Here is a 25,704-nt window from a genome sequence, read left to right as displayed (position 1 = left end):
GCGGTGTATTGCGCACCATGAATGTTGAGCCGGATGCGCTACCCACCAGTGACAAGAACGAGATGGTAACTAACAAGAATGAGGGATCGAGTGACCGATCGTAATCTGCGCGACCTACTGGCCCCCTGGGTGCCTGGCGCACCGGAGCTCCCACTGCGTGAAATGACGCTGGACAGCCGTATTGCGGCATCCGGCGATCTGTTTGTGGCGATAAAAGGCCACGCGGCCGATGGGCGCCGTTTTATTCCTCAGGCGATTGCCCAGGGCGTGGCGGCAGTGATTGCCGAAGCCGAAGGTGAAGCTGAAGACGGACAGATCGTGCAGATGCACGGTGTGCCGGTGATCTTCCTCGCACAGCTTTCTCAGCGTTTGTCTGCGCTGGCCGGGCGTTTTTATCAGCAGCCAGGTGAGAAACTGAAGCTGATTGGCGTCACGGGTACTAATGGAAAAACAACCATCACTCAACTGCTGGCTCAGTGGGCGCAGTTGCTGGGCGAAACCGGTGCGGTGATGGGCACGGTGGGTAACGGTGTCTATGGACAACTGGCACCTGCGGAAAATACGACAGGCTCGGCGGTGGATGTGCAGCACCTGCTGGCCTCGCTGGTGAACAAAGGCGCTACGCTGGCAGCGATGGAAGTCTCCTCACACGGCCTCGTACAGCATCGTGTGGCTGCTTTGCCGTTTGCAGCAGCAGCGTTCACCAACCTGAGCCGTGATCACCTTGACTATCATGGTGATATGACGCGCTACGAAGCGGCTAAATGGCTGCTGTTCTCCGAGCATCAGGTGGGCCAGGCGATCATTAATGCGGATGACGATGTGGGTCGCCGCTGGCTGGAAAAATTGCCCGATGCCGTCGCGGTCACGATGGAAAATAATTTACAGCCAGGCTGCCGTGGGCGCTGGCTGAAAGCAACAGACGTTAACTACCACGATGGTGGGGCCTCTGTGCGTTTTGAATCCAGTTGGGGTAACGGCGAAATTGAAAGCCGCCTGATGGGGGCATTTAACGTCAGCAATCTGCTGGTGGCACTGGCTACGCTGCTGTCTCTGGATTATCCGCTGGCTGCACTGACCTCTACCGGCCAGCAACTGCTGCCAGTGACCGGGCGTATGGAAGTGTTCAGCGCACCGGGCAAACCAACGGTGGTGGTGGATTATGCCCACACGCCGGATGCCCTGGAGAAAGCGCTGGCAGCCGCGCGACTGCACTGTAAAGGTCAGCTGTGGTGCCTGTTCGGCTGCGGTGGCGACCGTGACAAAGGTAAACGTCCGCTGATGGGGGCCATTGCCGAGCAGTTTGCCGATGTCGTGGTGATTACTGACGACAACCCACGCAGCGAAGATCCGGCGGCGATTGTTGCCGATATACTGAGTGGACTGCTGGATGCGGGCCGTGCACGCGTGGTGATGGGACGTGCGCAAGCGGTCACTAACGCAGTAATGCAGGCGCAGGAAGGCGACATTGTTCTGGTGGCGGGTAAAGGCCATGAAGATTATCAGATCATCGGTAACCAGCGCTTTGATTACTCTGACCGTGTTACCGTCGCTCGTCTGTTGGGGGTGCTCGCATGATTGCTTTTACGCTACGGCAACTGGCAGACATCACCGGCGGCACGCTGTATGGCAGCGACCTGACGATGGATGCGGTCACCACGGATACCCGTAAGGTCACCGCAGGCTGTCTGTTTATCGCCCTGAAAGGCGAACGCTTTGATGCGCATGACTTTGTTGCTGATGCTCTCACCTCGGGCGCGCTTGCGTTATTAGTGAGTAAGCACTTACCTGTCGCCGTGCCGCAGGTGGTGGTGGCGGATACCCGTATTGCACTGGGCCAGCTGGCAGGCTGGGTCCGTCAACAGTCCGGTGCCCGCGTTGTGGCGCTGACCGGTTCTTCTGGCAAGACCTCCGTGAAAGAGATGACGGCCGCTATCCTGCGCGAGTGTGGTGAGACGCTGTATACCGCCGGAAATCTGAATAACGACATCGGTGTGCCACTGACGCTGCTTCGTCTGACAACCGATCATCAGTATGCGGTGATTGAACTGGGGGCTAACCACCAGGGCGAGATCGCGTATACCACTGAACTGACCCGGCCGGAAACGGCGCTGGTGAATAATCTTGCTGCCGCGCATCTGGAAGGTTTCGGGTCGCTGGCGGGCGTGGCGAAAGCCAAAGGTGAGATTTTTAACGGCCTGCCGCTGCATGGCACTGCGATTATCAACAGCGACAGCAACGACTGGCCGCACTGGCAGCAAGCGCTGCATGCCAAAACGGTCTGGCGTTTTTCGCCCGAGCAGCAGGCTGACAGTGATTTTTATGCCACGGACGTGACATTTAGCACCCAGGGCACGCAGTTCACCTTACATACGCCGAAAGGCGATGTGGCGGTGATGCTGCCACTGCCGGGGCGTCACAATATTGCCAACGCGCTGGCCGCCAGTGCGCTGGCGTTATCCGTTGGCGCGCCGCTGAGTGCAGTAAAACAAGGGCTGAGTTCGCTGCAAGCCGTTCCGGGGCGTCTGTTCCCGGTGATCTTGGGTACGGACCAGCTGCTGCTGGACGACAGCTACAACGCCAACGTGGGTTCGATGACCGCCGCCGCACAGGTACTGGCTGAGATGCCGGGCTATCGCGTGATGATCGTCGGCGATATGGGCGAACTGGGGGCTGAGGCCGCCGAGTGCCATCGTCAGGTGGGGGCAGCCATACAGGCCGCCGGTATCGACAAAGTATTAAGTGTAGGTTCACTCAGCCAGGGCATCTCTGATGCCAGCGGTGTCGGTGAGCACTTCCGCGATAAGGCAGCACTCAGCGCGCGTGCGCGTGAGCTACTGTCACAACATCAACAGATTACCGTATTGGTTAAAGGTTCACGCAGTGCTGCGATGGAGCAGGTTGTGCAAACCTTACAGGAGAAAGGCGCATGTTAGTCTGGCTGGCCGAGCATCTGGTCACATTTTATTCCGGCTTTAACGTCTTTTCGTATCTGACGTTTCGCGCCATTGTCAGCCTGCTGACCGCGTTGTTTATCTCCTTGTGGATGGGGCCGCGTATGATTGCCCGCCTGCAGGAAATGTCTTTTGGTCAGGTTGTGCGTAACGACGGCCCGGAATCGCATTTCAGCAAGCGCGGCACGCCGACGATGGGCGGGATTATGATCCTCACCTCCATCACCATTTCGGTGCTGCTTTGGGCTTATCCTTCTAATCCCTATGTCTGGTGCGTACTGTTCGTCCTCGTGGGCTACGGGGCCGTTGGCTTTGTGGATGATTATCGCAAAGTGGTGCGCAAAGACACCAAGGGCTTGATTGCCCGCTGGAAATACTTCTGGCAGTCAGTCATCGCGCTGGGCGTGGCGTTTGTGATGTACATGATCGGCAAAGATACCCCGGCGACCGAACTGGTTGTGCCGTTCTTTAAAGATGTGATGCCGCAGCTGGGGTTGCTGTATCTGCTGCTGGCTTACTTTGTGATTGTCGGCACCAGCAACGCGGTCAACCTGACGGATGGCCTTGATGGCCTGGCGATTATGCCGACCGTTTTTGTTGCTGCGGGCTTTGCTCTGGTGGCCTGGGCAACGGGTAACGTGAAGTTTGCTGAGTATCTGCATATTCCATATCTGCGCCATGCCGGTGAACTGGTGATTGTCTGTACCGCGATTGTCGGTGCGGGCTTAGGGTTCCTGTGGTTCAACACCTACCCGGCACAGGTCTTTATGGGCGATGTGGGGTCACTGGCGCTGGGCGGCGCGCTGGGAACTATCGCCGTGCTGCTGCGCCAGGAGTTCCTGCTGGTGATCATGGGCGGTGTGTTTGTGGTTGAAACGCTGTCGGTGATCCTGCAGGTCGGGTCGTTCAAACTGCGCGGGCAACGTATTTTCCGCATGGCGCCGATCCACCATCACTATGAATTGAAAGGCTGGCCAGAACCTCGCGTCATCGTGCGTTTCTGGATCATTTCACTGATGCTGGTGCTGATTGGCCTGGCAACACTGAAGGTGCGTTAATTATGGCTGACTATCAGGGTAAAAAAGTGGTCATCATCGGGTTGGGCCTGACGGGCCTCTCCTGTGTTGATTTCTTTGTCTCACGCGGCGTAACGCCACGCGTGATGGATACCCGTGTCGTGCCGCCGGGGTTGGAAAAACTGCCGGAAAACGTCGAACGCTGGTTGGGCTCGTTAAATGATGACTGGCTGCAAGGTGCGGATCTGATTGTTGCCAGCCCGGGCATGGCGGTGAGCCATCCTTCGCTGATGGATGCCGCCGATGCGGGTGTGGAGATCGTTGGCGATATCGAGCTGTTCTGCCGTGAAGCGCAGGCTCCGATTGTGGCCATCACCGGCTCCAATGGCAAAAGCACCGTCACCACGCTGGTGGGGGAAATGGCGAAAGCGGCGGGCTGGCAGGTGGGTGTTGGCGGCAATATCGGTTTGCCGGCGCTGATGCTGCTGGACAACTCCGCGCAGCTGTATGTGCTTGAGCTCTCCAGCTTCCAGCTGGAAACCACCGCCAGCCTTCAGGCGGCAGCGGCCACGATCCTCAACGTCACTGAAGATCATATGGATCGCTATCCACTGGGAATGCAGCAGTATCGCGCCGCCAAGTTACGCATTTATGAAAATGCCGCCGTCTGCGTGGTGAACGCTGACGATGCGATGACGATGCCAGTTCGCGGAGCGGATAAACGCTGTGTCAGCTTTGGTGCTGATGTGGGCGATTATCATCTTAACCGCCAGCAGGGCAGCATCTGGCTGCGGGTGAAAGGCGAGAAAGTCTTAAACACCGACGAAATGCACCTCGTCGGTCAGCACAATTATACCAATGCCCTGGCGGCACTGGCGTTGGCTGATGCCGTTGGCCTGCCGCGAGCCACCAGCCTGAAAGCGTTAACCACCTTTGGTGGCCTCCCACACCGCTTCCAGCTGGTGCATGAACATAATGGCGTACGCTGGATTAATGACTCCAAGGCCACCAATGTCGGCAGCACAGAAGCTGCGCTGAATGGTTTACAGGTGAAGGGAACGTTGTGGTTGCTGCTGGGCGGTGATGGCAAGTCGGCTGATTTCAGCTCGCTGAGCCGCTATTTGCAAGGCGATCGTATCCGTACTTACTGCTTTGGCCGTGATGGTGCGGCGCTGGCCGCCTTGCGTCCGGAGATTTCAGTGCAGACGGATACGATGGCTGAAGCGATGCAACAGATTGCCGACCAGGTTCAGCCGGGTGATCTGGTGCTGCTCTCTCCCGCCTGCGCCAGCCTCGACCAGTTTAAGAACTTTGAGCAGCGTGGTGACGCCTTTGCTCAACTGGCGCGGGAGGCAAACTGATGCGTGTACCGGGTCTGAGCCTGGCCGGTGGCCTCTCCGAACGCCTGAAATCCTGGGTGATGGGATCGCGTGAAAGCGATACCAACTCTATTGTGCTGTATGACCGTACCCTGCTGTGGCTGACCTTCGGCCTGGCGATTATTGGTTTCGTAATGGTGACGTCCGCATCGATGCCGGTAGGGCAGCGCTTGTCTGACGACCCGTTCTATTTTGCCAAGCGTGATGCCTTCTACATTGCGCTGGCGCTGGGGATGTCGCTGGTCACCCTGCGCATCCCGATGGATTTCTGGCAGCGTTACAGCAATATCATGCTGCTGGCCTCCGTGCTGATGCTGTTGATCGTGCTGGTGGTGGGGAGCTCGGTCAACGGGGCTTCGCGCTGGATTGCTCTTGGGCCACTGCGTATTCAGCCTGCAGAATTATCGAAGCTGACGCTGTTCTGTTACCTCGCCAGCTACCTCGTGCGCAAGGTAGAAGAAGTGCGTAATAACTTCTGGGGCTTCTGTAAGCCAATGGGTGTGATGGTGGTGCTGGCTGTGTTACTGCTGGCCCAGCCTGACCTTGGCACGGTGGTTGTGCTGTTTGTGACGACGCTGGCCATGTTATTCCTGGCGGGGGCAAAACTGTGGCAATTCCTGGCGATTATCGGCTCCGGCATTTTTGCTGTGTGTTTGCTGATTGTTGCTGAACCTTACCGAATGCGTCGTGTGACCTCTTTCTGGAATCCATGGGAAGATCCCTTTGGCAGTGGTTACCAGTTAACCCAATCGTTGATGGCCTTTGGTCGAGGCGAATTCTGGGGGCAGGGATTAGGTAATTCTGTGCAAAAACTGGAGTATTTACCTGAAGCGCACACCGATTTTATCTTCTCGATTATCGGTGAAGAACTGGGTTATATCGGTGTGGTTTTAGCCCTGTTAATGGTATTCTTCGTCGCTTTTCGCGCGATGTCCATCGGACGTCGTGCTTTAGAGCTCGATCAGCGTTTTTCGGGCTTTTTGGCGTGTTCTATCGGTGTCTGGTTTAGCTTCCAGGCGCTGGTCAACGTTGGGGCCGCAGCGGGCATGTTACCGACTAAAGGTTTGACGTTGCCGCTGATCAGTTACGGTGGATCGAGTCTGATTATTATGTCGACCGCCATCGTATTTTTATTACGCATAGATTATGAAACGCGCCTGGCGAAAGCACAGGCGTTTAGCAGAGGGTAGTCGATGAGTGGAAAGCGACTGATGGTGATGGCCGGCGGTACTGGTGGGCATGTGTTTCCCGGACTGGCAGTCGCACACCATCTGATGGCGCAGGGCTGGCAGGTGCGCTGGCTGGGTACCGCTGACCGAATGGAAGCGGACTTAGTGCCGAGGCATGGTATCGACATTGATTTTATCCGCATTAGCGGACTGCGTGGCAAGGGGATTAAAGCGTTGCTGGCTGCGCCATTGCGTATCTTCAATGCCTGGCGCCAGGCGCGGGCAATTATGAAAGCCTGGAAGCCGGATGTCGTGCTGGGGATGGGCGGTTATGTTTCTGGTCCCGGTGGCCTGGCGGCCTGGAGCTGTGGCATCCCGGTGGTGCTGCACGAACAGAACGGCATTGCCGGCTTAACCAACAAATGGCTGGCAAAGATTGCTACTACCGTAATGCAGGCCTTTCCCGGCGCTTTTCCCAAAGCGGAAGTCGTGGGTAACCCTGTGCGGACCGATGTGCTGGCTCTGCCATTACCGGCGGTACGTTTAGCCGGACGCGAAGGCCCGACCCGCATACTGGTCATTGGCGGCAGTCAGGGGGCGCGCGTGCTTAACCAGACGATGCCTCAGGTGGCAGAGTTGCTGGGCGATGACATCAGTTTGTGGCATCAGGTGGGTAAAGGGGCACTCGAGGCGGTCAATCAACATTATGCTCGTGTGAACCAGACGCAACATCGGGTGTCGGAATTTATCGACGATATGGCCAGTGCCTATGCCTGGGCCGATGTGGTGGTGTGTCGTTCCGGTGCGCTGACCGTCAGTGAAGTGGCTGCAGCAGGTTTACCGGCGATCTTCGTGCCATTCCAGCACAAAGATCGTCAGCAGTACTGGAATGCTCTGCCGCTTGAGCAGGCCGGGGCCGCCAAAATTTACGAACAGCCGGAGTTCACCGCCGAAATAGTGGCTGCCACTCTGGCTCGCTGGGATCGTGCAACGTTATTGCAAATGGCTGAAAAAGCGCGCGCGGTGGCGATCCCGGATGCAACTGAGCGTGTCGCGGCTGAAGTCAGCAAAGCGGCAAAATGATTTCCAGGGGTCGGGCATAACCGGTCTAAAACTGTAGGGGAAGGGGATGCCCGACCCGATTGAGAATGGTAGGGGCCAGGCATGCCTGGCCCGCAGCAACACAGGTAAGAGATGAATACACAGCAACTGGCAAAACTGCGTTCGATCGTGCCCGAGATGCGTCGCGTCCGGCACATTCACTTTGTTGGCATCGGTGGTGCTGGCATGGGTGGTATTGCCGAAGTGTTAGCGAACGAAGGTTATGAAATCAGCGGGTCAGACCTGGCACCGAATGCGGTGACGCAGCATCTGAGCGCGCTGGGGGCGACCATTTACTTTAACCATCGCCCGGAAAACGTCAGTGATGCCAGCGTCGTGGTTGTCTCCACCGCGGTATCGCAGGACAACCCGGAAGTGGTTGCTGCACGTGAAGCCCGCATCCCAGTGATCCGCCGTGCGGAAATGCTGGCTGAACTGATGCGCTTCCGCCATGGCATTGCGGTTGCGGGTACGCATGGCAAAACGACCACCACCGCGATGGTGTCGAGCATTTACGCTGAAGGCGGCCTCGACCCGACGTTTGTTAACGGTGGGCTGGTGAAAGCGGCAGGGACGCATGCGCGCCTGGGCAGCAGCCGCTACCTGATTGCAGAAGCCGATGAGAGCGATGCATCGTTCCTGCATTTGCAGCCGATGGTGGCGATTGTGACGAATATTGAAGCCGATCATATGGATACTTACCAGGGCGACTTCGAAAATTTAAAGCAGACGTTTATTAACTTTCTGCATAATTTGCCGTTTTATGGGCGTGCAGTGCTGTGTGTTGATGATGCGGTGATCCGCGATTTGATCCCACGCGTTGGCCGCCAGATTACCACCTACGGCTTTAGCGATGACGCTGATGTGCGCGTTGAGAACTACGAACAGCGCGGGGCGCGTGGGCACTTTACTCTGGTGCGCCATGATAAACCGCTGATGCACGTTACGCTGAATGCACCAGGTCGCCACAATGCGCTGAATGCAGCAGCAGCGGTGGCGGTAGCGACGGAAGAGAACATTGAGGATGAAGATATCCTCAGTGCGCTGGAGAGCTTCCAGGGCACCGGACGTCGCTTTGACTTCCTCGGTGAGTATCCGGTGACTGACACGAAGGGGCAGAGCGGTACCGCGATGCTGGTGGATGATTATGGCCATCATCCAACGGAAGTGGACGTAACGATTAAAGCAGCACGTGCAGGATGGCCGGATAAAAATCTGGTGATGATCTTCCAGCCGCACCGGTATACCCGTACCCGCGATTTATATGATGATTTTGCTAATGTTTTGTCGCAGGTTGATGTGTTGTTGATGCTGGATGTCTATGCTGCTGGTGAGTCGCCGATTCCCGGGGCAGACAGTCGCTCCCTGTGCCGTACTATTCGTGGTCGCGGCAAGGTTGACCCTATCCTGGTCTCAGACCACGATGCGGTATTGGAAATGCTGTTGCCAAAACTGTCCGGCAACGATCTGATTCTGGTTCAGGGTGCCGGTAACGTTGGACGTATTGCCCGCACCTTGTCCGAGCAAAAGTTACAACTGCAGACGATTAATGAGGAACATCATGGCTGAGAAAATAGCGGTATTGCTGGGTGGAACCTCCGCAGAACGTGACGTATCGCTGTTATCTGGCGCTGCGGTACTGAAAGGTTTGCAGGAAGCAGGCATTGATGCACATCCTGTAGATATTCGCGATGTGCCTGTTTTACAACTGAAAGAACAGGGCTTTGATAAAGCCTTTATCGCCCTGCATGGCCGTGGCGGTGAAGATGGGACATTGCAGGGCGTGCTGGAGTTTCTCAACATTCCCTACACCGGCAGTGGCGTTATGGCGTCTGCCATCACCATGGACAAACTGCGTAGTAAGTATCTGTGGCAGGGCTGCGGTTTACCGGTTTCGCCGTTTGTTGCCCTGACGCGTAAGCAGATGTATGAGGGGCTGACGCCTGAGGAACTGGCAAGCATCGATGCGCTTGGCCTGCCGCTGTTCGTTAAACCGAGCCGTGAAGGTTCGAGCGTCGGTATTTAGCGGGTGAATGAAGCCTGGCAATTCCCTGCGGCACTGGATGAAGCTTTCCGTCATGACGATGAAGTGCTGGTAGAAGCATTTCTTAGCGGACCGGAATATACGGTGGGCGTGATTGGTGAAGAAATTTTACCTTCTATCCGTATTCAGACCGCCAGTGAGTTCTATGACTATGAAGCAAAATACATTTCTGACGATACTCAATATTTTTGCCCCTCTGGGCTGAGTGCGGAACAGGAAGCGGAATTGAGTGAACTGGTGATCGCGGCATGGCGAGCACTGGGTTGCAGCGGCTGGGGCCGTGTTGATGTGATGATGGGTGGCGACGGGCGTTTCTATCTGTTGGAAGTCAATACTTCCCCGGGAATGACCAGCCATAGTCTGGTCCCGATGGCGGCCAAACAAGCTGGCATGAGCTTTTCACAGTTGGTGACGCGCATTCTGGAACTGGCCGACTGATATGTCTCAGGCTGCTCTGAATGTCCGCAACCGTGAAGCGCAAGAAAAAGCACGCCCCGGTACCGGGCGCAGCAACGGTTCACGCCTTGCTGGGATCGTTTTCCTGCTGATGGTCATGGGTGTGATGCTGGCCGGTGGTTTTGTGGTGCTGAAGTGGATGAACGATGCCTCCAGACTTCCGTTGTCGAAGCTGGTGGTCACCGGTCAGACGCATTACACCACTAACGATGACATCCGCCAGGCGATTTTGTCGCTGGGTGAGCCCGGCACGTTTATGTCGCAGGATGTGGATGTTATTCAGCAACAGATTGAACGCTTGCCGTGGATACAGCAGGTGAGCGTACGTAAGCAGTGGCCGGACGAATTAAAAATTCATCTGGTTGAGTATGTCCCGGTTGCACGCTGGAATGATGTGCATATGGTTGATGCAGAGGGTAAATCGTTTAGCGTCCCGGCCAGTCATCTCGGCAAAGAAGTGATGCCGATGTTGTATGGCCCTGAAGGCAGCGAGTCCGAAGTGTTAACCGGCTTCCACCAGATGAGTGATGTTCTGGCGGCCAGTAAATTGAAATTGAAAGCGGCATCCATGACCGCAAGGCGTTCATGGCAGTTGGTGCTACAGAATGATATCCGGCTTGAGCTGGGGCGAAACGAAGACATGAAGCGGCTGCAGCGCTTTATCGAGTTATACCCCACCCTGCAACAGCAGGCCCAGTTGGATAACAAGCTTATTACCTACGTTGATCTGCGTTACGACTCTGGCGCAGCAGTAGGATGGGCACCGGCACCTATCGTGGCCGCTGACAGTAATCAGCAACAGCAACAAACTCAGGCACAGGCACAGGCTAAACAACAATGATCAAGTCGACGGACAGAAAACTGGTAGTTGGACTCGAGATAGGCACCGCGAAGGTGGCCGCCCTGGTAGGGGAAGTTCTGCCTGATGGCATGGTGAATATTATCGGGGTGGGCAGCTGCCCGTCTCGTGGGATGGATAAAGGCGGGGTCAATGACCTGGAATCGGTAGTCAAATGCGTTCAGCGTGCTATCGACCAAGCCGAATTGATGGCTGATTGCCAGATTTCGTCTGTTTACCTTGCATTATCGGGCAAACATATCAGTTGTCAGAACGAAATAGGGATGGTTCCTATTTCCGAAGAAGAAGTGACACAGGAAGATGTGGAGAATGTGGTACACACTGCAAAATCCGTCCGTGTTCGTGATGAACACCGCATCCTCCATGTTATTCCGCAAGAATATGCGATCGACTATCAGGAAGGGATCAAAAACCCGGTCGGATTATCCGGGGTGCGCATGCAGGCGAAAGTGCATTTGATCACCTGTCACAATGATATGGCGAAGAACATCGTCAAAGCGGTAGAGCGCTGTGGCCTGAAGGTGGATCAGTTAATTTTCGCCGGGCTGGCCTCCAGCTTTGCCGTGTTGACTGAAGATGAACGCGAGCTGGGCGTCTGCGTGGTTGACGTGGGCGGCGGTACAATGGATATCGCCGTGTATACCGGCGGCGCGCTGCGCCACACGAAAGTGATCCCGTACGCGGGTAACGTGGTCACCAGCGATATCGCCTATGCCTTCGGCACGCCGCCGACGGATGCTGAAGCGATTAAAGTTCGCCATGGCTGTGCACTGGGATCCATTGTCGGCAAAGACGAGAATGTGGAAGTGCCCAGCGTGGGTGGTCGTCCACCACGCAGTCTGCAACGTCAGACGCTGGCAGAGGTCATTGAACCGCGTTACACCGAGCTGCTTAATCTGGTGAACGACGAAATCCTGCAATTGCAGGAGCAGCTACGCCAGCAGGGCGTTAAACATCACCTCGCGGCCGGTATCGTACTGACGGGTGGCGCGGCACAGATTGAAGGATTGGCGGCTTGCGCCCAGCGTGTATTCCACACGCAAGTGCGTATCGGACAGCCGTTGAATATCACTGGATTAACGGATTACGCGCAGGAGCCTTACTACTCAACAGCGGTTGGCTTACTGCACTACGGAAAAGAATCTCACCTTAACGGTGAGGCAGAAGTAGAAAAAAGAGCCTCAGTGGGTAATTGGTTCAAGAAAATCAACAGCTGGCTGAGAAAAGAGTTTTAATTTTTACCAAAGGGGATCATGCTGTACCTAAGCAATTTTACGTTGCAGGTATAGACTTATTAGTGATCTCCAGGCGAACAGGCACATAACGGAGAGAAATTATGTTTGAACCGATGGAATTAACCAACGACGCGGTGATTAAAGTCATCGGCGTCGGCGGCGGCGGCGGCAACGCTGTTGAGCATATGGTGCGTGAGCGTATTGAAGGCGTTGAGTTCTTCGCAGTCAATACCGATGCACAGGCACTGCGCAAAACAGCAGTAGGCCAGACCATTCAGATTGGTAATGGCATTACTAAAGGCCTGGGTGCGGGTGCAAACCCGGAAGTAGGTCGTAACTCTGCAGAAGAAGATCGTGAAGCACTGCGTCAGGCACTGGAAGGTGCAGACATGGTGTTCATCGCCGCAGGTATGGGTGGCGGTACCGGTACGGGTGCTGCGCCGGTTGTGGCGGAAGTGGCTAAAGAACTCGGCATCCTGACCGTTGCTGTGGTGACTAAGCCCTTCAATTTTGAAGGTAAGAAGCGCATGGCGTTTGCCGAGCAGGGCATCGCAGAGCTGTCTAAGCATGTTGATTCTCTGATCACCATTCCAAACGACAAGTTGCTGAAAGTTCTGGGTCGTGGGATTTCGCTGCTGGACGCATTCGGCGCCGCTAACGATGTGCTGAAAGGTGCAGTGCAGGGTATCGCAGAACTGATTACCCGTCCGGGCCTGATGAACGTCGACTTTGCTGACGTGCGCACCGTGATGTCCGAAATGGGCTACGCGATGATGGGTTCAGGCGTGGCGTGTGGCGAAGACCGTGCTGAAGAAGCCGCTGAAATGGCGATCTCCAGCCCACTGCTGGAAGATATCGATCTGTCAGGCGCACGTGGTGTGCTGGTTAACATCACCGCTGGTTTTGACCTGCGTCTGGATGAGTTCGAAACCGTGGGTAACACTATCCGTGCTTTCGCTTCTGATAACGCCACCGTCGTTATCGGTACATCGCTCGATCCAGAAATGAATGACGAACTGCGTGTCACCGTGGTGGCAACCGGTATCGGCATGGACAAACGTCCAGAAATCACCCTGGTGACCAGCAAACAGCCGACTCAGCCACTGATGGACAACCGTTATCAGCAGCACGGAATGGCCCCGTTGCCGCAGGAACAAAAACCTGCTGCGAAAGTGGTCAATGATCCGGGTGCACAGACGAACAAAGAGCCTGACTATCTGGATATTCCGGCCTTCTTGCGTAAGCAGGCAGACTAAGAATTACCTGAGAAATTGGGATTCTTCGCTCTTTGTGTTAAAGTGTTTGCCCGTCAGTGAAGTAAACTGACGGTCGGATGACTAATTTTTGCGAGATAATACGATGATCAAACAACGGACATTAAAACGTATTGTTCAGACGACTGGCGTCGGTTTACATACCGGCAAGAAAGTCACGCTGACGTTACGCCCTGCGCCGGCTAATACCGGGGTCATCTATCGTCGCACTGACTTGAATCCACCGGTTGACTTCCCGGCTGATGCCAAATCCGTGCGTGATACCATGCTCTGTACTTGCCTGGTTAATGAGCATGACGTACGTATTTCAACGGTCGAACATCTGAATGCAGCCCTTGCGGGACTTGGCATTGATAATATCGTGGTGGAAGTGAACGCGCCTGAAATTCCTATTATGGATGGCAGCGCCGCACCCTTTATTTATCTGCTGATGGACGCGGGTATTGAAGAACTGAATAGCGCCAAGAAATTTGTTCGCATCAAGCAGCCTGTCCGGGTTGAAGATGGCGACAAATGGGCTGAGCTTTCGCCGCACAATGGTTTCTCACTGGATTTCACCATTGATTTTAACCATCCGGCAATTGACTCCAGCTCACAGCGCTACCGCATGGATTTCTCTGCAGATGCTTTTGCGCGTCAGATCAGCCGTGCTCGTACGTTTGGCTTTATGCGTGATATCGAAGCATTACAGTCCCGCGGCCTGTGCCTTGGTGGCAGTTTTGACTGTGCAATCGTGGTGGATGATTACCGCGTATTGAACGAAGATGGCCTGCGCTTTGAAGACGAATTCGTCCGTCACAAAATGCTGGATGCGATCGGTGACCTGTACATGTGTGGCCATAATATCATTGGTGCGTTTACCGCATTCAAGTCTGGCCATGCGCTGAACAATAAGCTGTTACAGGCTGTTCTGGCGAAACAGGAAGCCTGGGAATGGGCGACGTTTGAAGACGAAGCTGCACTCCCGGTGAAATTCAAGGCACCAAATCTGGTTCTGGCGTAAGCCTGAACTTACTTATTACGACTGGTTGAGCTGGTACCTTCTCCGGCCAGTGAGGCCAGTCGTTCTAATATTCTCTTCAGCTTTTCCGGGCTCTGGCTCGCGACACTTCGCAATATTTCTGCACTGTGCTCACTAATCTGTCGTAACGGCGGTTTTTCTGCGTCCTTTGCCTGATTGCTTCTTTCTTGTACAGATTCCTGACCTTTTGCCGCCAGCGAAGGATTTATCCTGATGTCGATTGACGTCAATGATGGTAATATTTGCGCACGTAAAGCTGACAGCAGACTGGATTGTTCATAGCGTAAGCGCATCAACCAGCTGGCATTAGCCGTTTCGATGACCAGAATCCCCTGGCGAAAGTTTGCCACACGGCACCAGGGATGCAGTTGAACGGGAATAATCCCCTGCACTGCGCGATTCAACTTGTTCAGGGCGATGGCTCGTTGCTGCACGTTTTGCAGCACGCTCTGGTCCTGGGCCATATCGAAAAAACTTTCAATTGATTGTGGGCGACTATCTCGCATAGCAAGCTCCGGCGGAACACAGTGATCGGTATTCTTAATCGTTGGCGACAATTTGGCAGACGCTATTTCTGGCCGCATCTCCTTTTGGGGATGGTCGCGGCGAGTCTTGGGCTGCCTCAAGCGTCAGCGCACGAGCGAACTACCTTAGCAGAAACCTCGTCACGAAGCCTGAATATTGGCACCGCCGCACGCTTTGACAGCCTGGCATTGCTCGAAAGTGCTCGACGCCCATCGTTCAGCGTAGACTACTGGCATCAGCATGCTATCCGCACGGTCATCCGCCATCTGTCGTTTACGCTGACACCATCGGTGTCACCCGCAGCGGTTGCCGAGCATCCCCACGAAGCGCATAAACTGGCGCTGCTGGATACGCTCAACGCGCTGCTGACTCACGAAGCCAAACCGCCGGTCATTATTCGCTATACAGCCCAACGTCAGGTTGAAGCTGCACCCCGTCATCAAACCGGCCTCTGGCTGGCTCAGGTTCAGGGCATTCGTGCCGGACCCGTTCTCATCTCTTAATTCATAAAAAACAGTCTGTTTAAAATCAAACGTTAAGTGCCCATCGTGAACAGCGGTGGCTGAGAGAAATTATTCATTATGTTAATCAAATTATTAACCAAAGTTTTTGGTAGCAGTAACGACCGCACACTGCGCCGTATGCGTAAATCTGTAGAACAGATCAACAAGATGGAGCCGGATTTCGAGAAGCTGTCTGACGACGAGCTGAAAGCGAAAACCGTCGAGTTCCGTGCGCGTCTGGAAAAAGGCGAAGAGCTGGATAGCCTGATCCCTGAAGCCTTTGCAACCGTACGTGAAGCCAGTAAGCGTGTGTTTGCCATGCGTCACTTCGACGTACAGCTGCTTGGCGGTATGGTGCTGAACGATCGCTGCATCGCGGAAATGCGTACCGGTGAAGGTAAAACCCTGACCGCAACGCTACCAGCCTACCTTAACGCGTTGAGCGGCAAGGGTGTTCACGTGGTGACCGTCAACGACTACCTTGCCCAGCGTGATGCGGAAAACAACCGTCCTCTGTTTGAGTTCCTCGGTCTGAGCATCGGCATCAACTTGCCAGGTATGCCCGCTCCAGCAAAACGTGCCGCTTATGCTGCTGATATTACCTACGGCACTAACAACGAATACGGTTTTGACTACCTGCGCGACAACATGGCATTCAGCCCGGAAGACCGTGTACAGCGTAAGCTGAACTATGCGCTGGTGGATGAAGTTGACTCCATCCTGATTGATGAAGCACGTACACCGTTGATCATCTCCGGCCCTGCTGAAGACAGCTCTGAGCTGTATATCAAGGTCAATAAAATCATTCCTAACCTGATCCGTCAGGAAAAAGAAGATTCTGACAGCTTCCAGGGGGAAGGCCATTTCTCTGTTTATTAAAAATCGCGTCAGGTTCACCTGACCGAACGCGGCCTGGTGGCCGTTGAAGAATTGATGGTCAGTGAAGGGATTATGGCTGAGGGAGAGTCTCTCTACTCGCCAGGTAACATCATGATGATGCACCACGTGACCGCTGCACTGCGCGCCCACGTGCTGTTTACCCGTGACGTTGACTACATCGTTAAAGATGGCGAAGTGATCATCGTCGATGAACACACCGGCCGTACCATGCAGGGCCGTCGCTGGTCTGATGGTTTGCATCAGGCCGTTGAAGCTAAAGAAGGCGTGGAAATCCAGAACGAAAACCAGACGCTGGCTTCAATTACCTTCCAGAACTATTTCCGTCTGTATAACAAACTGGCCGGAATGACCGGTACTGCCGACACTGAAGCGTTTGAGTTCAGCTCTATCTACAAGCTGGATACCATTGTGGTGCCAACCAACCGCCCAATGGTTCGTAAGGATCTGCCGGATCTGGTCTATATGACTGAAATGGAAAAGATCGGCGCGATCATCGAAGACATCCGCGAGCGCACCGCTAACGGCCAGCCAGTGCTGGTCGGGACCATTTCGATTGAGAAATCGGAAGTGGTGTCTAATGAGCTGACCAAAGCGGGCATCAAGCACGAAGTGCTGAACGCCAAGTTCCACGCACGCGAAGCGGACATCGTCTCTCAGGCGGGCCAGCCAGCAGCGGTTACCATTGCAACCAACATGGCGGGTCGTGGTACTGACATCGTGCTGGGCGGTAGCTGGCAGTCAGAGATTGCTGCCATCGAAGAACCAACGGCTGAACAAATTGAGGCAATCAAAAGCGCGTGGAAAATTCGCCATGATGCTGTGCTGGCCTCCGGCGGTCTGCATATCATCGGTACTGAGCGTCATGAATCACGCCGTATTGATAACCAGCTGCGCGGCCGTTCAGGCCGTCAGGGTGACCAGGGTTCTTCCCGCTTCTACCTGTCAATGGAAGATGCCCTGATGCGTATCTTCGCCTCAGACCGCGTCACCAATATGATGCGTAAACTGGGTATGAAGCCTGGCGAAGCGATTGAGCACCCATGGGTGACCAAAGCCATTGCCAACGCTCAGCGTAAAGTAGAAAGCCGTAACTTCGATATCCGTAAGCAACTGCTGGAATATGATGACGTTGCCAGCGATCAGCGCCGTGCTATCTATACACAGCGTAATGAATTGCTTGACGTGTCTGACGTGTCAGAAACCATTGCCAGCATTCGTGAGGATGTGTTTAAAAGCACCATTGATAGCTACATACCGCCGCAGTCTCTGGAAGAGATGTGGGATGTTGCTGGTTTGCAGGAGCGCCTGAGCAACGATTTCGACCTCAATCTACCGATTCAGGAATGGCTGGATAAAGAGCCAGAGTTGCATGAAGAGACGTTGCGTGACCGCATCATGGAGCAGGCGAAAGAACAGTATCAGCGTAAAGAAGAAGTGGTTGGCGTTGAAATGATGCGCAACTTCGAGAAAGGCGTGATGCTGCAAACGCTGGATTCCCTGTGGAAAGAACACCTGGCGGCAATGGATTATCTGCGTCAGGGCATCCATCTGCGTGGCTATGCGCAGAAAGATCCTAAGCAGGAATACAAGCGTGAGTCCTTCGCTATGTTTGCGGCAATGTTGGAATCACTGAAGTATGAAGTGATCAGCACCCTGAGCAAGGTTCAGGTGCGTATGCCGGAAGAAGTTGAACAGATGGAAGAACAGCGTCGTCTGGAATCTGAGCGCCTGGCACAGCAACAGCAGTTAAGCCATGTGGATGCCGATACCGAAGCGGCCCAGTCTCTGGCTGATCAGACCGGCGAACGTAAAGTCGGACGTAATGATCTGTGCCCGTGCGGCTCGGGTAAAAAATACAAGCAGTGTCACGGTCGCCTGGCGTAGTCAGCCACGAACGATAACACCAGGGGCCGGAAATTTTCCGGCCCTTTTTTTATGTGTTTTGCCAAAAGAACAGTATCCAGATCGCCGCTGCCAGCGCCGGGCCAAAGGGCAGGCGTGCCGACAGTGGGCGCTTAACCACCAGGCGTGCCAGCATGAAAACAGTGATACCCAGAGATGAAGCCAGTAGTAGCAATGGCGGAAGGGTTTGCCAGCCCAGCCATGCCCCTCCGGCAGCCAGTAGTTTCGCATCCCCCCTTCCCAGACCTTCTTCACCCCGCACGATTTGATAGCACCACGCGAGTAGCCAAAATAAGCCATAACCTAGTGCGGCACCGGCAATCCCCTGTTCCAGAGACACGGATGGCAGCACTCCGGCAAGATGGCAGAGCAAACCCACCCACAACAAAGAAAGCGTCAGACTGTCCGGTAATAAAAAATGCATGCTGTCGATGATCGCCAGCGCCAGTAATAGCCAACTCAGCAGCAGAGCGGCCAACAGCAGCGGTCCGGCAGGCAGGAGGCAGGCAACCAGTAATGTGATCAGCAGTGACAGACTTTCGATGGCAGGGTAACGCCAGGAAATGGCTTCCCGGCATCCTCTACAGCGCCCGCGTAGCCACAGCCAGCTAAACAGAGGAATGTTATCGCCTGGCGTCAGTGTTATCTGACACCGTGGGCAATAAGATCGTGGAAATCCCAGGTTGAACAGGTGCGGGTCGTTCCGCTGTATCATCAGCGGCAGCCTGAAAATCACCACATTCAGCAGGCTGCCTGTGCACAGTCCAGACATCACCAGCAATGCCCAGTAAATCCATACTGATTCCGTCGCGAATTGCAGCATCATTTCCTCCCTCTCACCATGATGCTGCGCACTATAGCGCCGGATACAGAATGAAAGGCAGGGCAGAATGCATTTGCACCATGTTACATTTCACTCCTGCGGCGAGGCTCGATCTTTCCCGTATAACAGCTTGTCATTGGGGGGCAACGCTGGAATAGTGGCGGGAAAAATAAGTCAGCCAGTGAAGTGAGGAAAACATGAAGCACCTGCAAGTGGCCGTTGGCATTATCCGCAAAGACGGAGAGATTTTTTTAGCGCAGCGCTCCGCAGACTCTTATATGGCCAATCGCTGGGAATTTCCTGGTGGGAAAATGGAAGAGGGTGAAACACCGGAACAGGCGCTGAAACGTGAATTGCTCGAAGAAACCGGCATCGAGGTGGTGAATGCGACGGCGTATGAGACTATCGATCACACCTATGACGATTTGCGCGTTACGCTGCACTTCTTCATCGTCGATCGCTGGAATGGTGAGCCGTGGGGGCGTGAAGGGCAGCCACAGCGCTGGGTCAGACAGAGCGAACTGGATGCGGAGGCATTTCCCCCTGCAAACGTTGAGATTGTTGCGCGACTGAAAGCCAGCGCTTAACCATTAATCGCGATCAAATGGCTGCTCACTCCAGTCATCGCTGTCAGTCTGGTCACCGCTGCTGGGAATACGTTTCTCTTCAGCGGCCCATTCACCCAGGTCAATTAACTGACAGCGCTTACTGCAGAACGGCCGCCAGGTACTGAGTTCATCCCAGATAACCTGCTTACTACAGGTCGGGCAGTTCACTACGGTTACATCATTCATTACACTTACCTTAACAACAGGCCAGCTCGAAATCGAAGCGGGCAGGAACTTCACCACGTTCGCTGTCCAGCGGCAGAAAACGGATGGCATAACGGCTTTTATGGCCAGAAATCTGAGGATATAACGCATCATCCAACCGGAGCTGCATGCGCAGCAGGTCAGCCCCTTCAGCATTATCCTGGAAGAAACCATTCAGGCTGGTGTGATTACGGAAGATCCCTGACTGGCGAATCAGATCGAGGATCATCGTCAGCGCCTGCTGTATCGGTACTAACGATGCCATCCAGGTGGTCACCTGCTGGTCACGCAGATGTTGTTCAATATGAAGCCAGATATGTAGCGTAGGCAGATCAAAGCTGCAGCAGCCTCCTGGAATGCTCAGGCGCTGACGCACCAGGGCGATCAGCCGTTCTTCGCGCAAAATCTGGCCCATGCGCGGGGCGGACATCAACGTAGCACCAAAACTTTTAAGATCGCTGCGCAGCGTGTTAATACGCGCCATATCCACGCCAGGCACTTCCGCCCAGCCCAGCAGTTTCTGCTGCTGACGTTCAAGTTCTTTCAGAATGTCGGTGCGAAGTTCGCCGCGCTCAAAGACGTCCAGGAGTTCTGCAGCATTGCGGAAAAAGGTCAGGGCACCTAAATGGTCGGTGATTTTCTGGCTGGCAGTAAGCTGTTTTAATAAAAATTCGATACGCAGCCAGGTGCGCATTTTCTCATTCAGAGGATGCTCAAATAGAACCATTGTACTCATACTGTTAATCCCGATAGCTTGCCGCAGCCAGCGCCAGATAACGCTGGTTGAGTTCGGCAACGTGCGTTGTCACCGTCTCAGGCGACCCGCAGTTATCAATAATATCATCCGCTACTGCCAGACGTGCTTCGCGCGTTGCCTGTGCAGCAAGAATATTTTCAGCCTGTTCACGGCTAATGTTATCACGGCTCATAGTCCGGGCCAGTTGCGTTTCACGGTCTACATCGACCACCAGTACCCGGTCAGCCAGATGCTGCAAATTATTCTCCACCAGCAGGGGGACCACCCACAGACACCAGAGTGACTGGGTTAATGCTAGCTGCTGTCGGGTTTTTTCATGGATAAGAGGATGTAACAAATTATCAATCCAGCGTTTTTCCTCTGGAGAGTTGAAAATTTTCTGGCGTAATGCCGGCCGGTTTAACGCGCCATCCGGGTGCAGCACATCGTCGCCAAATCGGGCATGAATAGCGGCTAGCGCGGGCTGACCCTTTTCCACCACCTGACGTGCGATAACATCCGCATCGACAATATCAACGCCCAGTGAGGCAAAGGCATTTGCAATGGTACTTTTTCCGCTGCCGATACCACCGGTCAGCGCTACGGTATAGTGCATATGTCTTGATTCTCTCTGCCTTGTCGTACTGGAATTTGCGCGTTGAAAGCAAATTTGAGGCACAGATCACAAGACAAATTCACAGGTAAATTTCTCGAATTGTAGCCTAAATAAAACAAATTTCGCAGTCTTGTCGGCGTGTTTTTAGCGCGTATGATAGCGTCACTGGAGCGGGCAATTCGCTTATGACCAAAAGTGTTGCCCGCAGAGTGCGTTATTGCACCAACGCCATCAACCAGGAAATCTGTTATGCGTATCGAAGAAGATATTAAGTTAGGCTTCAAAGATGTTCTTATCCGGCCAAAGCGTTCAACGCTGCAAAGCCGTTCTCAGGTTGAGCTGGAGCGTCAGTTTACCTTCAAGCATTCAGGCATTGCCTGGTCAGGCGTACCGATTATTGCCGCGAATATGGATACCGTTGGCACCTTTAATATGGCGCAAGCGCTGGCCTCATTCGATATCCTCACCGCGGTGCATAAGCATTACAGCATTGAGCAATGGCGGGCATTTGTTGAGCGTTCCACGCCTGCGGTGCTTCAGCATGTCATGGTATCGACCGGCACGTCTGAGGCAGATTTCCTGAAGTTACAACAAATCCTGGCATTATCACCGGCACTCAATTTTATCTGTATCGATGTGGCTAACGGCTACTCTGAGCACTTTGTGGCTTTCCTGCGGCGTGCACGCGAAGCCTGCCCGGGGAAAACCATCTGTGCTGGCAACGTCGTGACGGGTGAAATGGTTGAGGAACTGATCCTTTCCGGGGCGGATATTGTGAAAGTCGGTATCGGCCCGGGCTCTGTTTGTACCACCCGAGTGAAAACGGGTGTTGGCTACCCGCAGCTGTCTGCCGTTATTGAGTGTGCCGATGCGGCGCATGGATTGGGCGGACAAATCGTGAGTGATGGTGGCTGCTCTGTGCCTGGCGATGTTGCTAAAGCCTTTGGCGGCGGGGCCGATTTTGTCATGCTTGGCGGTATGCTGGCGGCCCATGATGAATGTGAAGGGACGCTGGTCGAAGAGAACGGAGAACAGTTTATGCTGTTCTATGGCATGAGTTCCGAGTCTGCAATGAAACGTCATGTGGGTGGCGTGGCGCAATACCGCGCGGCCGAAGGAAAAACCGTTAAATTGCCGCTACGTGGGCCCGTAGAGTTTACCGCACGCGATATTCTCGGCGGCCTGCGTTCAGCCTGCACTTATGTGGGGGCCGAACGCTTGAAAGAACTGACCAAGCGCACGACGTTTATCCGCGTTAACGAGCAGGAAAACCGCATTTTTAACCGATAGAAATAGCTGTTAACGCCACAAGTGCTCCCGCCCAACCGGGCGGGACATGGTTTTTAGCCGAGCGCATCCCCTAACCGGAACACGGGCAGATACATCGCCACCACCAGCGTGCCAACAATTCCCCCAATGACCACCATCATTAATGGCTCTAGTGCGGCGGCCAGCTGGTCTGCCAGCTGATGGGTCTGTTGTTCATGCCAGCTTGCCAGTCTTTCCAGTAACGTATCCAGTGAACCCGACTCTTCGCCCACCTTGACCAACTGATAACACAGTGGGGTGAACAACGTATGCGACTTCAGCGCCTGATGCAGCGGATTACCGGCAGCGATATGTTGCTGTAACTGCATGATAGCCTCACGCCAGAGTAGGGGTGAAAGCGTTTTCTCAACCGCCTGAAGGCTTTGCAGCAGAGTCAGCCCGGCACGCTGAGTCATGGAGAGCGTGGTAAATATCTGGCTCAACAGGCTGCCCTGATACAGCGTGGCAATCAGCGGCAATCTGAGTAACAGACGCTGTTCTCGCCGCTGCCAGGTTTGAGATTTCCTACGCTGAACGTTCCAGAAAATACCGAGGCTCATAATAAACAGCATAAATATCATTGCCTGTTGCTGAATGAGCTGAGAAAACGCAATGACCGCAGAGGTAAAAGCAGGGAGTGGCGCGTTGAAGGTGCGGTAAATCTCGACGAACTCCGGTAACACAAACACCAGCATACCGATGCTGACCAGCAGGGCGACCGCCAGAATAAAGAGTGGGTAGCGTAGTGCTTTTTTCACTTTCAGCTGTAACTGTTGCTGCCGCTCTTGCTGGGTTGCCAACTGCTGGCAGCACTCATCCAGCTCCCCGGTTAGTTCGCCAATGTGCACCAGCGCCGGGAACAGCGGTGGGAAAACGTCCGGCCATGCAGCCAGGGCCTGCGAGAAAGGTTCTCCGCCTGAAATGCTCTGCTGGAGCCGCAACAACAGCGCCTGCCAGCCAGGTTCAGGATGATCTTCGCCCAGCAGCTGTAAACTGCCTGTCAGGGGAATTCCCGCTTTCAGTAACGTTGCCAACTGACGGATAAATGCATTCTTCTGTTGCCACTGCCAGTGACGCGGAGCATAGCTGCGGCCACGGGTGATCTTTAACGGGAGCTGATGGACAGCTGCAAGATCCTCAATAATCTGCCCGGTGCTGGTGGCAAAACTGCTTCCCTGATATAACTGCCCGTCGTCGTCAATAGACTGCCAGCGGAAAAGTGTTCGTTTATTCATCACTACCACCCGCTACACGGGTTAACTCTTCCAGTGTGGTATCGCCACGATTTACGCAGTGAAGCCCCTCAACAAACAGTGAGTTCAGCCCTTGTTGACGTGCAATATCTGCCAGCTCTTCCGGGCGTGCCGATTTTGCCAGCGCATTTTGCAGCCGCGCAGTGATGGGGAGCAGCTCAAACAAGGGCAGACGCCCATAGAAACCAGAAAAACAGTGTTCACAACCCACTGCACGCCAGTTCTGCACGGTACCGGGCCAGATATGAGGCGGAAAATGGGCCGTTGCTTCTGCAGGCTGGCGGCAGTGTTTGCACAGCCTGCGAACCAGACGTTGAGCAATCACCAGTTTGAGCGCAGAGGCCAGCAGATAGCCTGGCACCCCCATTTGCCCCAAACGTACCAGTGTTTCAGTGGTGGAATTAGTATGCAGAGTCGATAGCACCAGATGTCCAGTTTGAGCGGCTTTAACGGCGATCTCAGCGGTTTCTCCGTCGCGGATCTCACCGATCATAATGACATCGGGATCCTGGCGCAGCAGGGCGCGTAATACGCGATGAAAATCGAGTCCGGATCGGGCATGAATCTGGGTTTGGTTCACGCCCGCCAGGGGGATCTCCACCGGATCTTCCACGCTGCAAAGATTACGTGTCGCGACATTTAACCAACTGAGGCCACTGTAAAGCGTGAATGTTTTTCCACTTCCAGTGGGGCCGGTGACCAGAATCATTCCCTGAGGGCGGGATAATGCATCACGGTAGCGCTTGAGAAGCGGGCCAGGCATACCGATATTCTCCAGTGCAATCGCCCGGGTATCGCTTTGCAACAGGCGCACCACCGCTTTTTCACCAAAGCGTGTGGGCAGCGTCGACAGGCGAAATGACTCCGTCGTATTGTTCATGGCTAGCGAGAACTGTCCGTCCTGCGGCACCCGGCGCTCGGCAATATCCAGGCCCGCAAGAATTTTAAGTCGTGCAATGAGGGCGGCGCTATTTTCAAATCCTGTTGCCGGCAGCAGTTGCATAACACCATCGACGCGCAAGCGCAGACGTAACCCATTTTCCAGTGGTTCGATATGCAGGTCTGAGGCGCGTTTTTGCAGCGCCTGAGCCAGCAGATAATCCATTTTTTCTACCGCAGTACCACTATGCTCTTCCGGGGCTGGCTCGTGTGCGGCTGTTGTCATTGTCTGTCGGGAAAACTGTTCCAACCTTGCTTTTGGCCAGCATTCGACATTAATTGCGCTATGCGTAGCGAAGCGTAATTCAGTCATCATTTCATGACTGGGTGAGTCTGCCAGCGCAATGTGAAGTCGCTGCGGGCTGCATTCGATAATCACGGCCTGGTAACGTTGGCAGATAGCTTCCAGCGCACGCTGTGTTTCTACTGTCATGGCGTCTCCTCCTCATCAAAACGGAATACATCCTGACAGGCGTCCTTCAGCCCGCTATTGGTACTGTTACAGCTACGCTGCCAGCTTAACTGGCCGTCATTGCTATTCCACTGAGGAGTCAGTTTCACACTCAGCCCCTGGAGGCTTTCCTGGCCGGTAAGCGTGATGACTCCTGCATTGGTGGTTAGCGCTGAAACATAGCGTGAGGTCCGTTCAGCCGGAACACCGTGACTTCCCGCGCTACAGTTTCCGCTGCCACCGTGTTCAATGGCGCATAGCTCGACGGCGGTTTTATACGGCATCGCCGTTTGCAGCATATCGGTGAGTGCGGCTTTTTGCAGATAACCCTGGTAAGCAGGCAGTCCGATGGCGCTGAGAATGGCAATAATGGCGATGACGATCATCAGTTCGATCAGGGTAAAGCCTTGTTGGTTGTTCATAGCAAA

22 protein-coding genes and 2 pseudogenes are annotated in these 25,704 nt (G+C 54.5%); 16 read left to right on the top strand and 8 right to left on the bottom strand.

From position 1 onward, the window contains the following. The first annotated feature begins 90 nt into the window (after positions 1-90). The 12 genes and pseudogenes from murE (at position 91) to lpxC (ending at position 14,490) form a co-directional block, all read left to right on the top strand. Positions 91-1,578, top strand: coding sequence for a UDP-N-acetylmuramoyl-L-alanyl-D-glutamate--2,6-diaminopimelate ligase (gene murE, locus WH279_RS06130; protein ID WP_339455319.1), 1,488 nt, complete (start codon positions 91-93; stop codon positions 1,576-1,578). Then, entirely contained in the window at positions 1,575-2,936 is a 1,362-nt protein-coding gene (murF, locus tag WH279_RS06125) for a UDP-N-acetylmuramoyl-tripeptide--D-alanyl-D-alanine ligase (RefSeq protein WP_339455318.1), read from the top strand. The genes murE and murF overlap by 4 nt, the downstream gene beginning before the upstream one ends. After that, positions 2,930-4,012 (top strand): phospho-N-acetylmuramoyl-pentapeptide-transferase, encoded by a 1,083-nt coding sequence (gene mraY / locus WH279_RS06120; RefSeq protein ID WP_200641652.1) that lies wholly within the window; start codon positions 2,930-2,932, stop codon positions 4,010-4,012. Before murF ends, mraY begins: the two co-directional genes overlap by 7 nt. Positions 4,013-4,014: 2 nt before the next feature. Next, positions 4,015-5,331, top strand: coding sequence for a UDP-N-acetylmuramoyl-L-alanine--D-glutamate ligase (gene murD, locus WH279_RS06115; protein WP_339455317.1), 1,317 nt, complete (start codon positions 4,015-4,017; stop codon positions 5,329-5,331). After that, the gene (ftsW, locus tag WH279_RS06110) at positions 5,331-6,539 is read left to right on the top strand and encodes a cell division protein FtsW (RefSeq protein WP_133842302.1); all 1,209 of its coding nucleotides are present in this window, start codon (positions 5,331-5,333) and stop codon (positions 6,537-6,539) included. Before murD ends, ftsW begins: the two co-directional genes overlap by 1 nt. A gap of 3 nt (positions 6,540-6,542) precedes the next feature. Continuing rightward, entirely contained in the window at positions 6,543-7,601 is a 1,059-nt protein-coding gene (gene murG / locus WH279_RS06105; protein WP_339455316.1) for an undecaprenyldiphospho-muramoylpentapeptide beta-N-acetylglucosaminyltransferase, read from the top strand. A gap of 111 nt (positions 7,602-7,712) precedes the next feature. Then, positions 7,713-9,188, top strand: coding sequence for a UDP-N-acetylmuramate--L-alanine ligase (gene murC / locus WH279_RS06100; RefSeq protein WP_339455315.1), 1,476 nt, complete (start codon positions 7,713-7,715; stop codon positions 9,186-9,188). Next, a pseudogene (locus WH279_RS06095) lies at positions 9,181-10,101 on the top strand (D-alanine--D-alanine ligase). The gene murC and the pseudogene WH279_RS06095 overlap by 8 nt, the downstream one beginning before the upstream one ends. Before the next feature lies 1 nt (position 10,102). Further along, on the top strand, positions 10,103-10,960 hold the full coding sequence (gene ftsQ / locus WH279_RS06090; RefSeq protein WP_339455314.1) for a cell division protein FtsQ: 858 nt from the start codon (positions 10,103-10,105) through the stop codon (positions 10,958-10,960). Next, positions 10,957-12,213 carry a cell division protein FtsA gene (gene ftsA / locus WH279_RS06085; RefSeq protein ID WP_048914885.1) on the top strand — a complete coding sequence of 419 codons (1,257 nt, stop codon included), beginning with the start codon at positions 10,957-10,959 and terminating at the stop codon, positions 12,211-12,213. Before ftsQ ends, ftsA begins: the two co-directional genes overlap by 4 nt. Positions 12,214-12,314: 101 nt before the next feature. Continuing rightward, complete coding sequence (gene ftsZ, locus WH279_RS06080; protein WP_133842297.1) at positions 12,315-13,469, top strand: cell division protein FtsZ; 1,155 nt, start codon at positions 12,315-12,317, stop codon at positions 13,467-13,469. A 103-nt stretch (positions 13,470-13,572) separates the two neighbouring features. Next, entirely contained in the window at positions 13,573-14,490 is a 918-nt protein-coding gene (gene lpxC / locus WH279_RS06075) for a UDP-3-O-acyl-N-acetylglucosamine deacetylase (RefSeq protein WP_200641646.1), read from the top strand. Positions 14,491-14,498: 8 nt separating this feature from the next. Here the strand turns inward: lpxC and WH279_RS06070 are convergent, their stop codons facing one another. Next, complete coding sequence (locus tag WH279_RS06070) at positions 14,499-15,014, bottom strand: DUF721 domain-containing protein (RefSeq protein ID WP_200641645.1); 516 nt, start codon at positions 15,012-15,014, stop codon at positions 14,499-14,501. A 21-nt stretch (positions 15,015-15,035) separates the two neighbouring features. Between WH279_RS06070 and secM the strand changes: the two genes are divergently transcribed. Continuing rightward, positions 15,036-15,536 (top strand): secA translation cis-regulator SecM, encoded by a 501-nt coding sequence (gene secM / locus WH279_RS06065; RefSeq protein WP_339455313.1) that lies wholly within the window; start codon positions 15,036-15,038, stop codon positions 15,534-15,536. Between the two features lie 78 nt (positions 15,537-15,614). Next, positions 15,615-18,320 (top strand): annotated as a pseudogene (gene secA, locus WH279_RS06060) (preprotein translocase subunit SecA). 49 nt (positions 18,321-18,369) lie between these two features. Here secA and WH279_RS06055 read toward each other — a convergent pair. Beyond that, complete coding sequence (locus WH279_RS06055; RefSeq protein WP_339455312.1) at positions 18,370-19,164, bottom strand: prepilin peptidase; 795 nt, start codon at positions 19,162-19,164, stop codon at positions 18,370-18,372. Between the two features lie 194 nt (positions 19,165-19,358). On the opposite strand from WH279_RS06055, the gene mutT reads away from it, so the two are divergent. Then, on the top strand, positions 19,359-19,748 hold the full coding sequence (gene mutT / locus WH279_RS06050) for an 8-oxo-dGTP diphosphatase MutT (protein WP_339455311.1): 390 nt from the start codon (positions 19,359-19,361) through the stop codon (positions 19,746-19,748). A 3-nt stretch (positions 19,749-19,751) separates the two neighbouring features. Here the strand turns inward: mutT and yacG are convergent, their stop codons facing one another. The 3 genes from yacG to coaE are packed head-to-tail and all read right to left on the bottom strand — an operon-like array spanning position 19,752 to position 21,325. Then, on the bottom strand, positions 19,752-19,955 hold the full coding sequence (yacG, locus tag WH279_RS06045) for a DNA gyrase inhibitor YacG (RefSeq protein ID WP_133842290.1): 204 nt from the start codon (positions 19,953-19,955) through the stop codon (positions 19,752-19,754). 10 nt (positions 19,956-19,965) lie between these two features. Next, on the bottom strand, positions 19,966-20,709 hold the full coding sequence (zapD, locus tag WH279_RS06040; protein ID WP_133842289.1) for a cell division protein ZapD: 744 nt from the start codon (positions 20,707-20,709) through the stop codon (positions 19,966-19,968). A gap of 4 nt (positions 20,710-20,713) precedes the next feature. Beyond that, entirely contained in the window at positions 20,714-21,325 is a 612-nt protein-coding gene (gene coaE / locus WH279_RS06035) for a dephospho-CoA kinase (protein WP_339455310.1), read from the bottom strand. A 249-nt stretch (positions 21,326-21,574) separates the two neighbouring features. Between coaE and WH279_RS06030 the strand changes: the two genes are divergently transcribed. Beyond that, positions 21,575-22,615, top strand: a complete 1,041-nt coding sequence (locus tag WH279_RS06030) for a GMP reductase (RefSeq protein ID WP_339455309.1) — start codon at positions 21,575-21,577, stop codon at positions 22,613-22,615. A 53-nt stretch (positions 22,616-22,668) separates the two neighbouring features. Here the strand turns inward: WH279_RS06030 and hofC are convergent, their stop codons facing one another. The 3 genes from hofC to ppdD are packed head-to-tail and all read right to left on the bottom strand — an operon-like array spanning position 22,669 to position 25,698. Beyond that, complete coding sequence (gene hofC, locus WH279_RS06025; RefSeq protein ID WP_339455308.1) at positions 22,669-23,868, bottom strand: protein transport protein HofC; 1,200 nt, start codon at positions 23,866-23,868, stop codon at positions 22,669-22,671. Then, positions 23,861-25,258: a type II secretion system protein GspE gene (gene gspE, locus WH279_RS06020; RefSeq protein ID WP_339455307.1), complete on the bottom strand. Its 1,398-nt coding sequence runs from the start codon at positions 25,256-25,258 to the stop codon at positions 23,861-23,863. Before gspE ends, hofC begins: the two co-directional genes overlap by 8 nt. Next, positions 25,255-25,698, bottom strand: a complete 444-nt coding sequence (gene ppdD, locus WH279_RS06015) for a prepilin peptidase-dependent pilin (protein ID WP_200641638.1) — start codon at positions 25,696-25,698, stop codon at positions 25,255-25,257. The genes gspE and ppdD overlap by 4 nt, the downstream gene beginning before the upstream one ends. Positions 25,699-25,704: the final 6 nt, after the last annotated feature.

It is taken from the genome of Erwinia sp. MYb375 (genome assembly GCF_037479175.1).
Taxonomy (GTDB): Bacteria; Pseudomonadota; Gammaproteobacteria; order Enterobacterales; family Enterobacteriaceae; genus Erwinia; species Erwinia rhapontici.
The sequence above is the reverse complement of the archived record's forward strand: the minus strand, read 5'-3'. Positions and strand labels throughout refer to the sequence as shown.

Excerpts from the sequence above, each read along its gene's own strand:
- murF (WP_339455318.1), top strand. The coding sequence starts at position 1,575 with ATGATTGCTTTTACGCTACGGCAACTGGCAGACATCACCGGCGGCACG.
- mraY (WP_200641652.1), top strand. The coding sequence starts at position 2,930 with ATGTTAGTCTGGCTGGCCGAGCATCTGGTCACATTTTATTCCGGCTTT.
- murD (WP_339455317.1), top strand. The coding sequence starts at position 4,015 with ATGGCTGACTATCAGGGTAAAAAAGTGGTCATCATCGGGTTGGGCCTG.
- ftsW (WP_133842302.1), top strand. The coding sequence starts at position 5,331 with ATGCGTGTACCGGGTCTGAGCCTGGCCGGTGGCCTCTCCGAACGCCTG.
- murG (WP_339455316.1), top strand. The coding sequence starts at position 6,543 with ATGAGTGGAAAGCGACTGATGGTGATGGCCGGCGGTACTGGTGGGCAT.
- murC (WP_339455315.1), top strand. The coding sequence starts at position 7,713 with ATGAATACACAGCAACTGGCAAAACTGCGTTCGATCGTGCCCGAGATG.
- ftsQ (WP_339455314.1), top strand. The coding sequence starts at position 10,103 with ATGTCTCAGGCTGCTCTGAATGTCCGCAACCGTGAAGCGCAAGAAAAA.
- ftsA (WP_048914885.1), top strand. The coding sequence starts at position 10,957 with ATGATCAAGTCGACGGACAGAAAACTGGTAGTTGGACTCGAGATAGGC.
- ftsZ (WP_133842297.1), top strand. The coding sequence starts at position 12,315 with ATGTTTGAACCGATGGAATTAACCAACGACGCGGTGATTAAAGTCATC.
- lpxC (WP_200641646.1), top strand. The coding sequence starts at position 13,573 with ATGATCAAACAACGGACATTAAAACGTATTGTTCAGACGACTGGCGTC.
- WH279_RS06070 (WP_200641645.1), bottom strand. The coding sequence starts at position 15,014 with ATGCGAGATAGTCGCCCACAATCAATTGAAAGTTTTTTCGATATGGCC.
- WH279_RS06055 (WP_339455312.1), bottom strand. The coding sequence starts at position 19,164 with ATGATGCTGCAATTCGCGACGGAATCAGTATGGATTTACTGGGCATTG.
- mutT (WP_339455311.1), top strand. The coding sequence starts at position 19,359 with ATGAAGCACCTGCAAGTGGCCGTTGGCATTATCCGCAAAGACGGAGAG.
- yacG (WP_133842290.1), bottom strand. The coding sequence starts at position 19,955 with ATGAATGATGTAACCGTAGTGAACTGCCCGACCTGTAGTAAGCAGGTT.
- zapD (WP_133842289.1), bottom strand. The coding sequence starts at position 20,709 with ATGAGTACAATGGTTCTATTTGAGCATCCTCTGAATGAGAAAATGCGC.
- coaE (WP_339455310.1), bottom strand. The coding sequence starts at position 21,325 with ATGCACTATACCGTAGCGCTGACCGGTGGTATCGGCAGCGGAAAAAGT.
- WH279_RS06030 (WP_339455309.1), top strand. The coding sequence starts at position 21,575 with ATGCGTATCGAAGAAGATATTAAGTTAGGCTTCAAAGATGTTCTTATC.
- hofC (WP_339455308.1), bottom strand. The coding sequence starts at position 23,868 with ATGAATAAACGAACACTTTTCCGCTGGCAGTCTATTGACGACGACGGG.
- gspE (WP_339455307.1), bottom strand. The coding sequence starts at position 25,258 with ATGACAGTAGAAACACAGCGTGCGCTGGAAGCTATCTGCCAACGTTAC.
- ppdD (WP_200641638.1), bottom strand. The coding sequence starts at position 25,698 with ATGAACAACCAACAAGGCTTTACCCTGATCGAACTGATGATCGTCATC.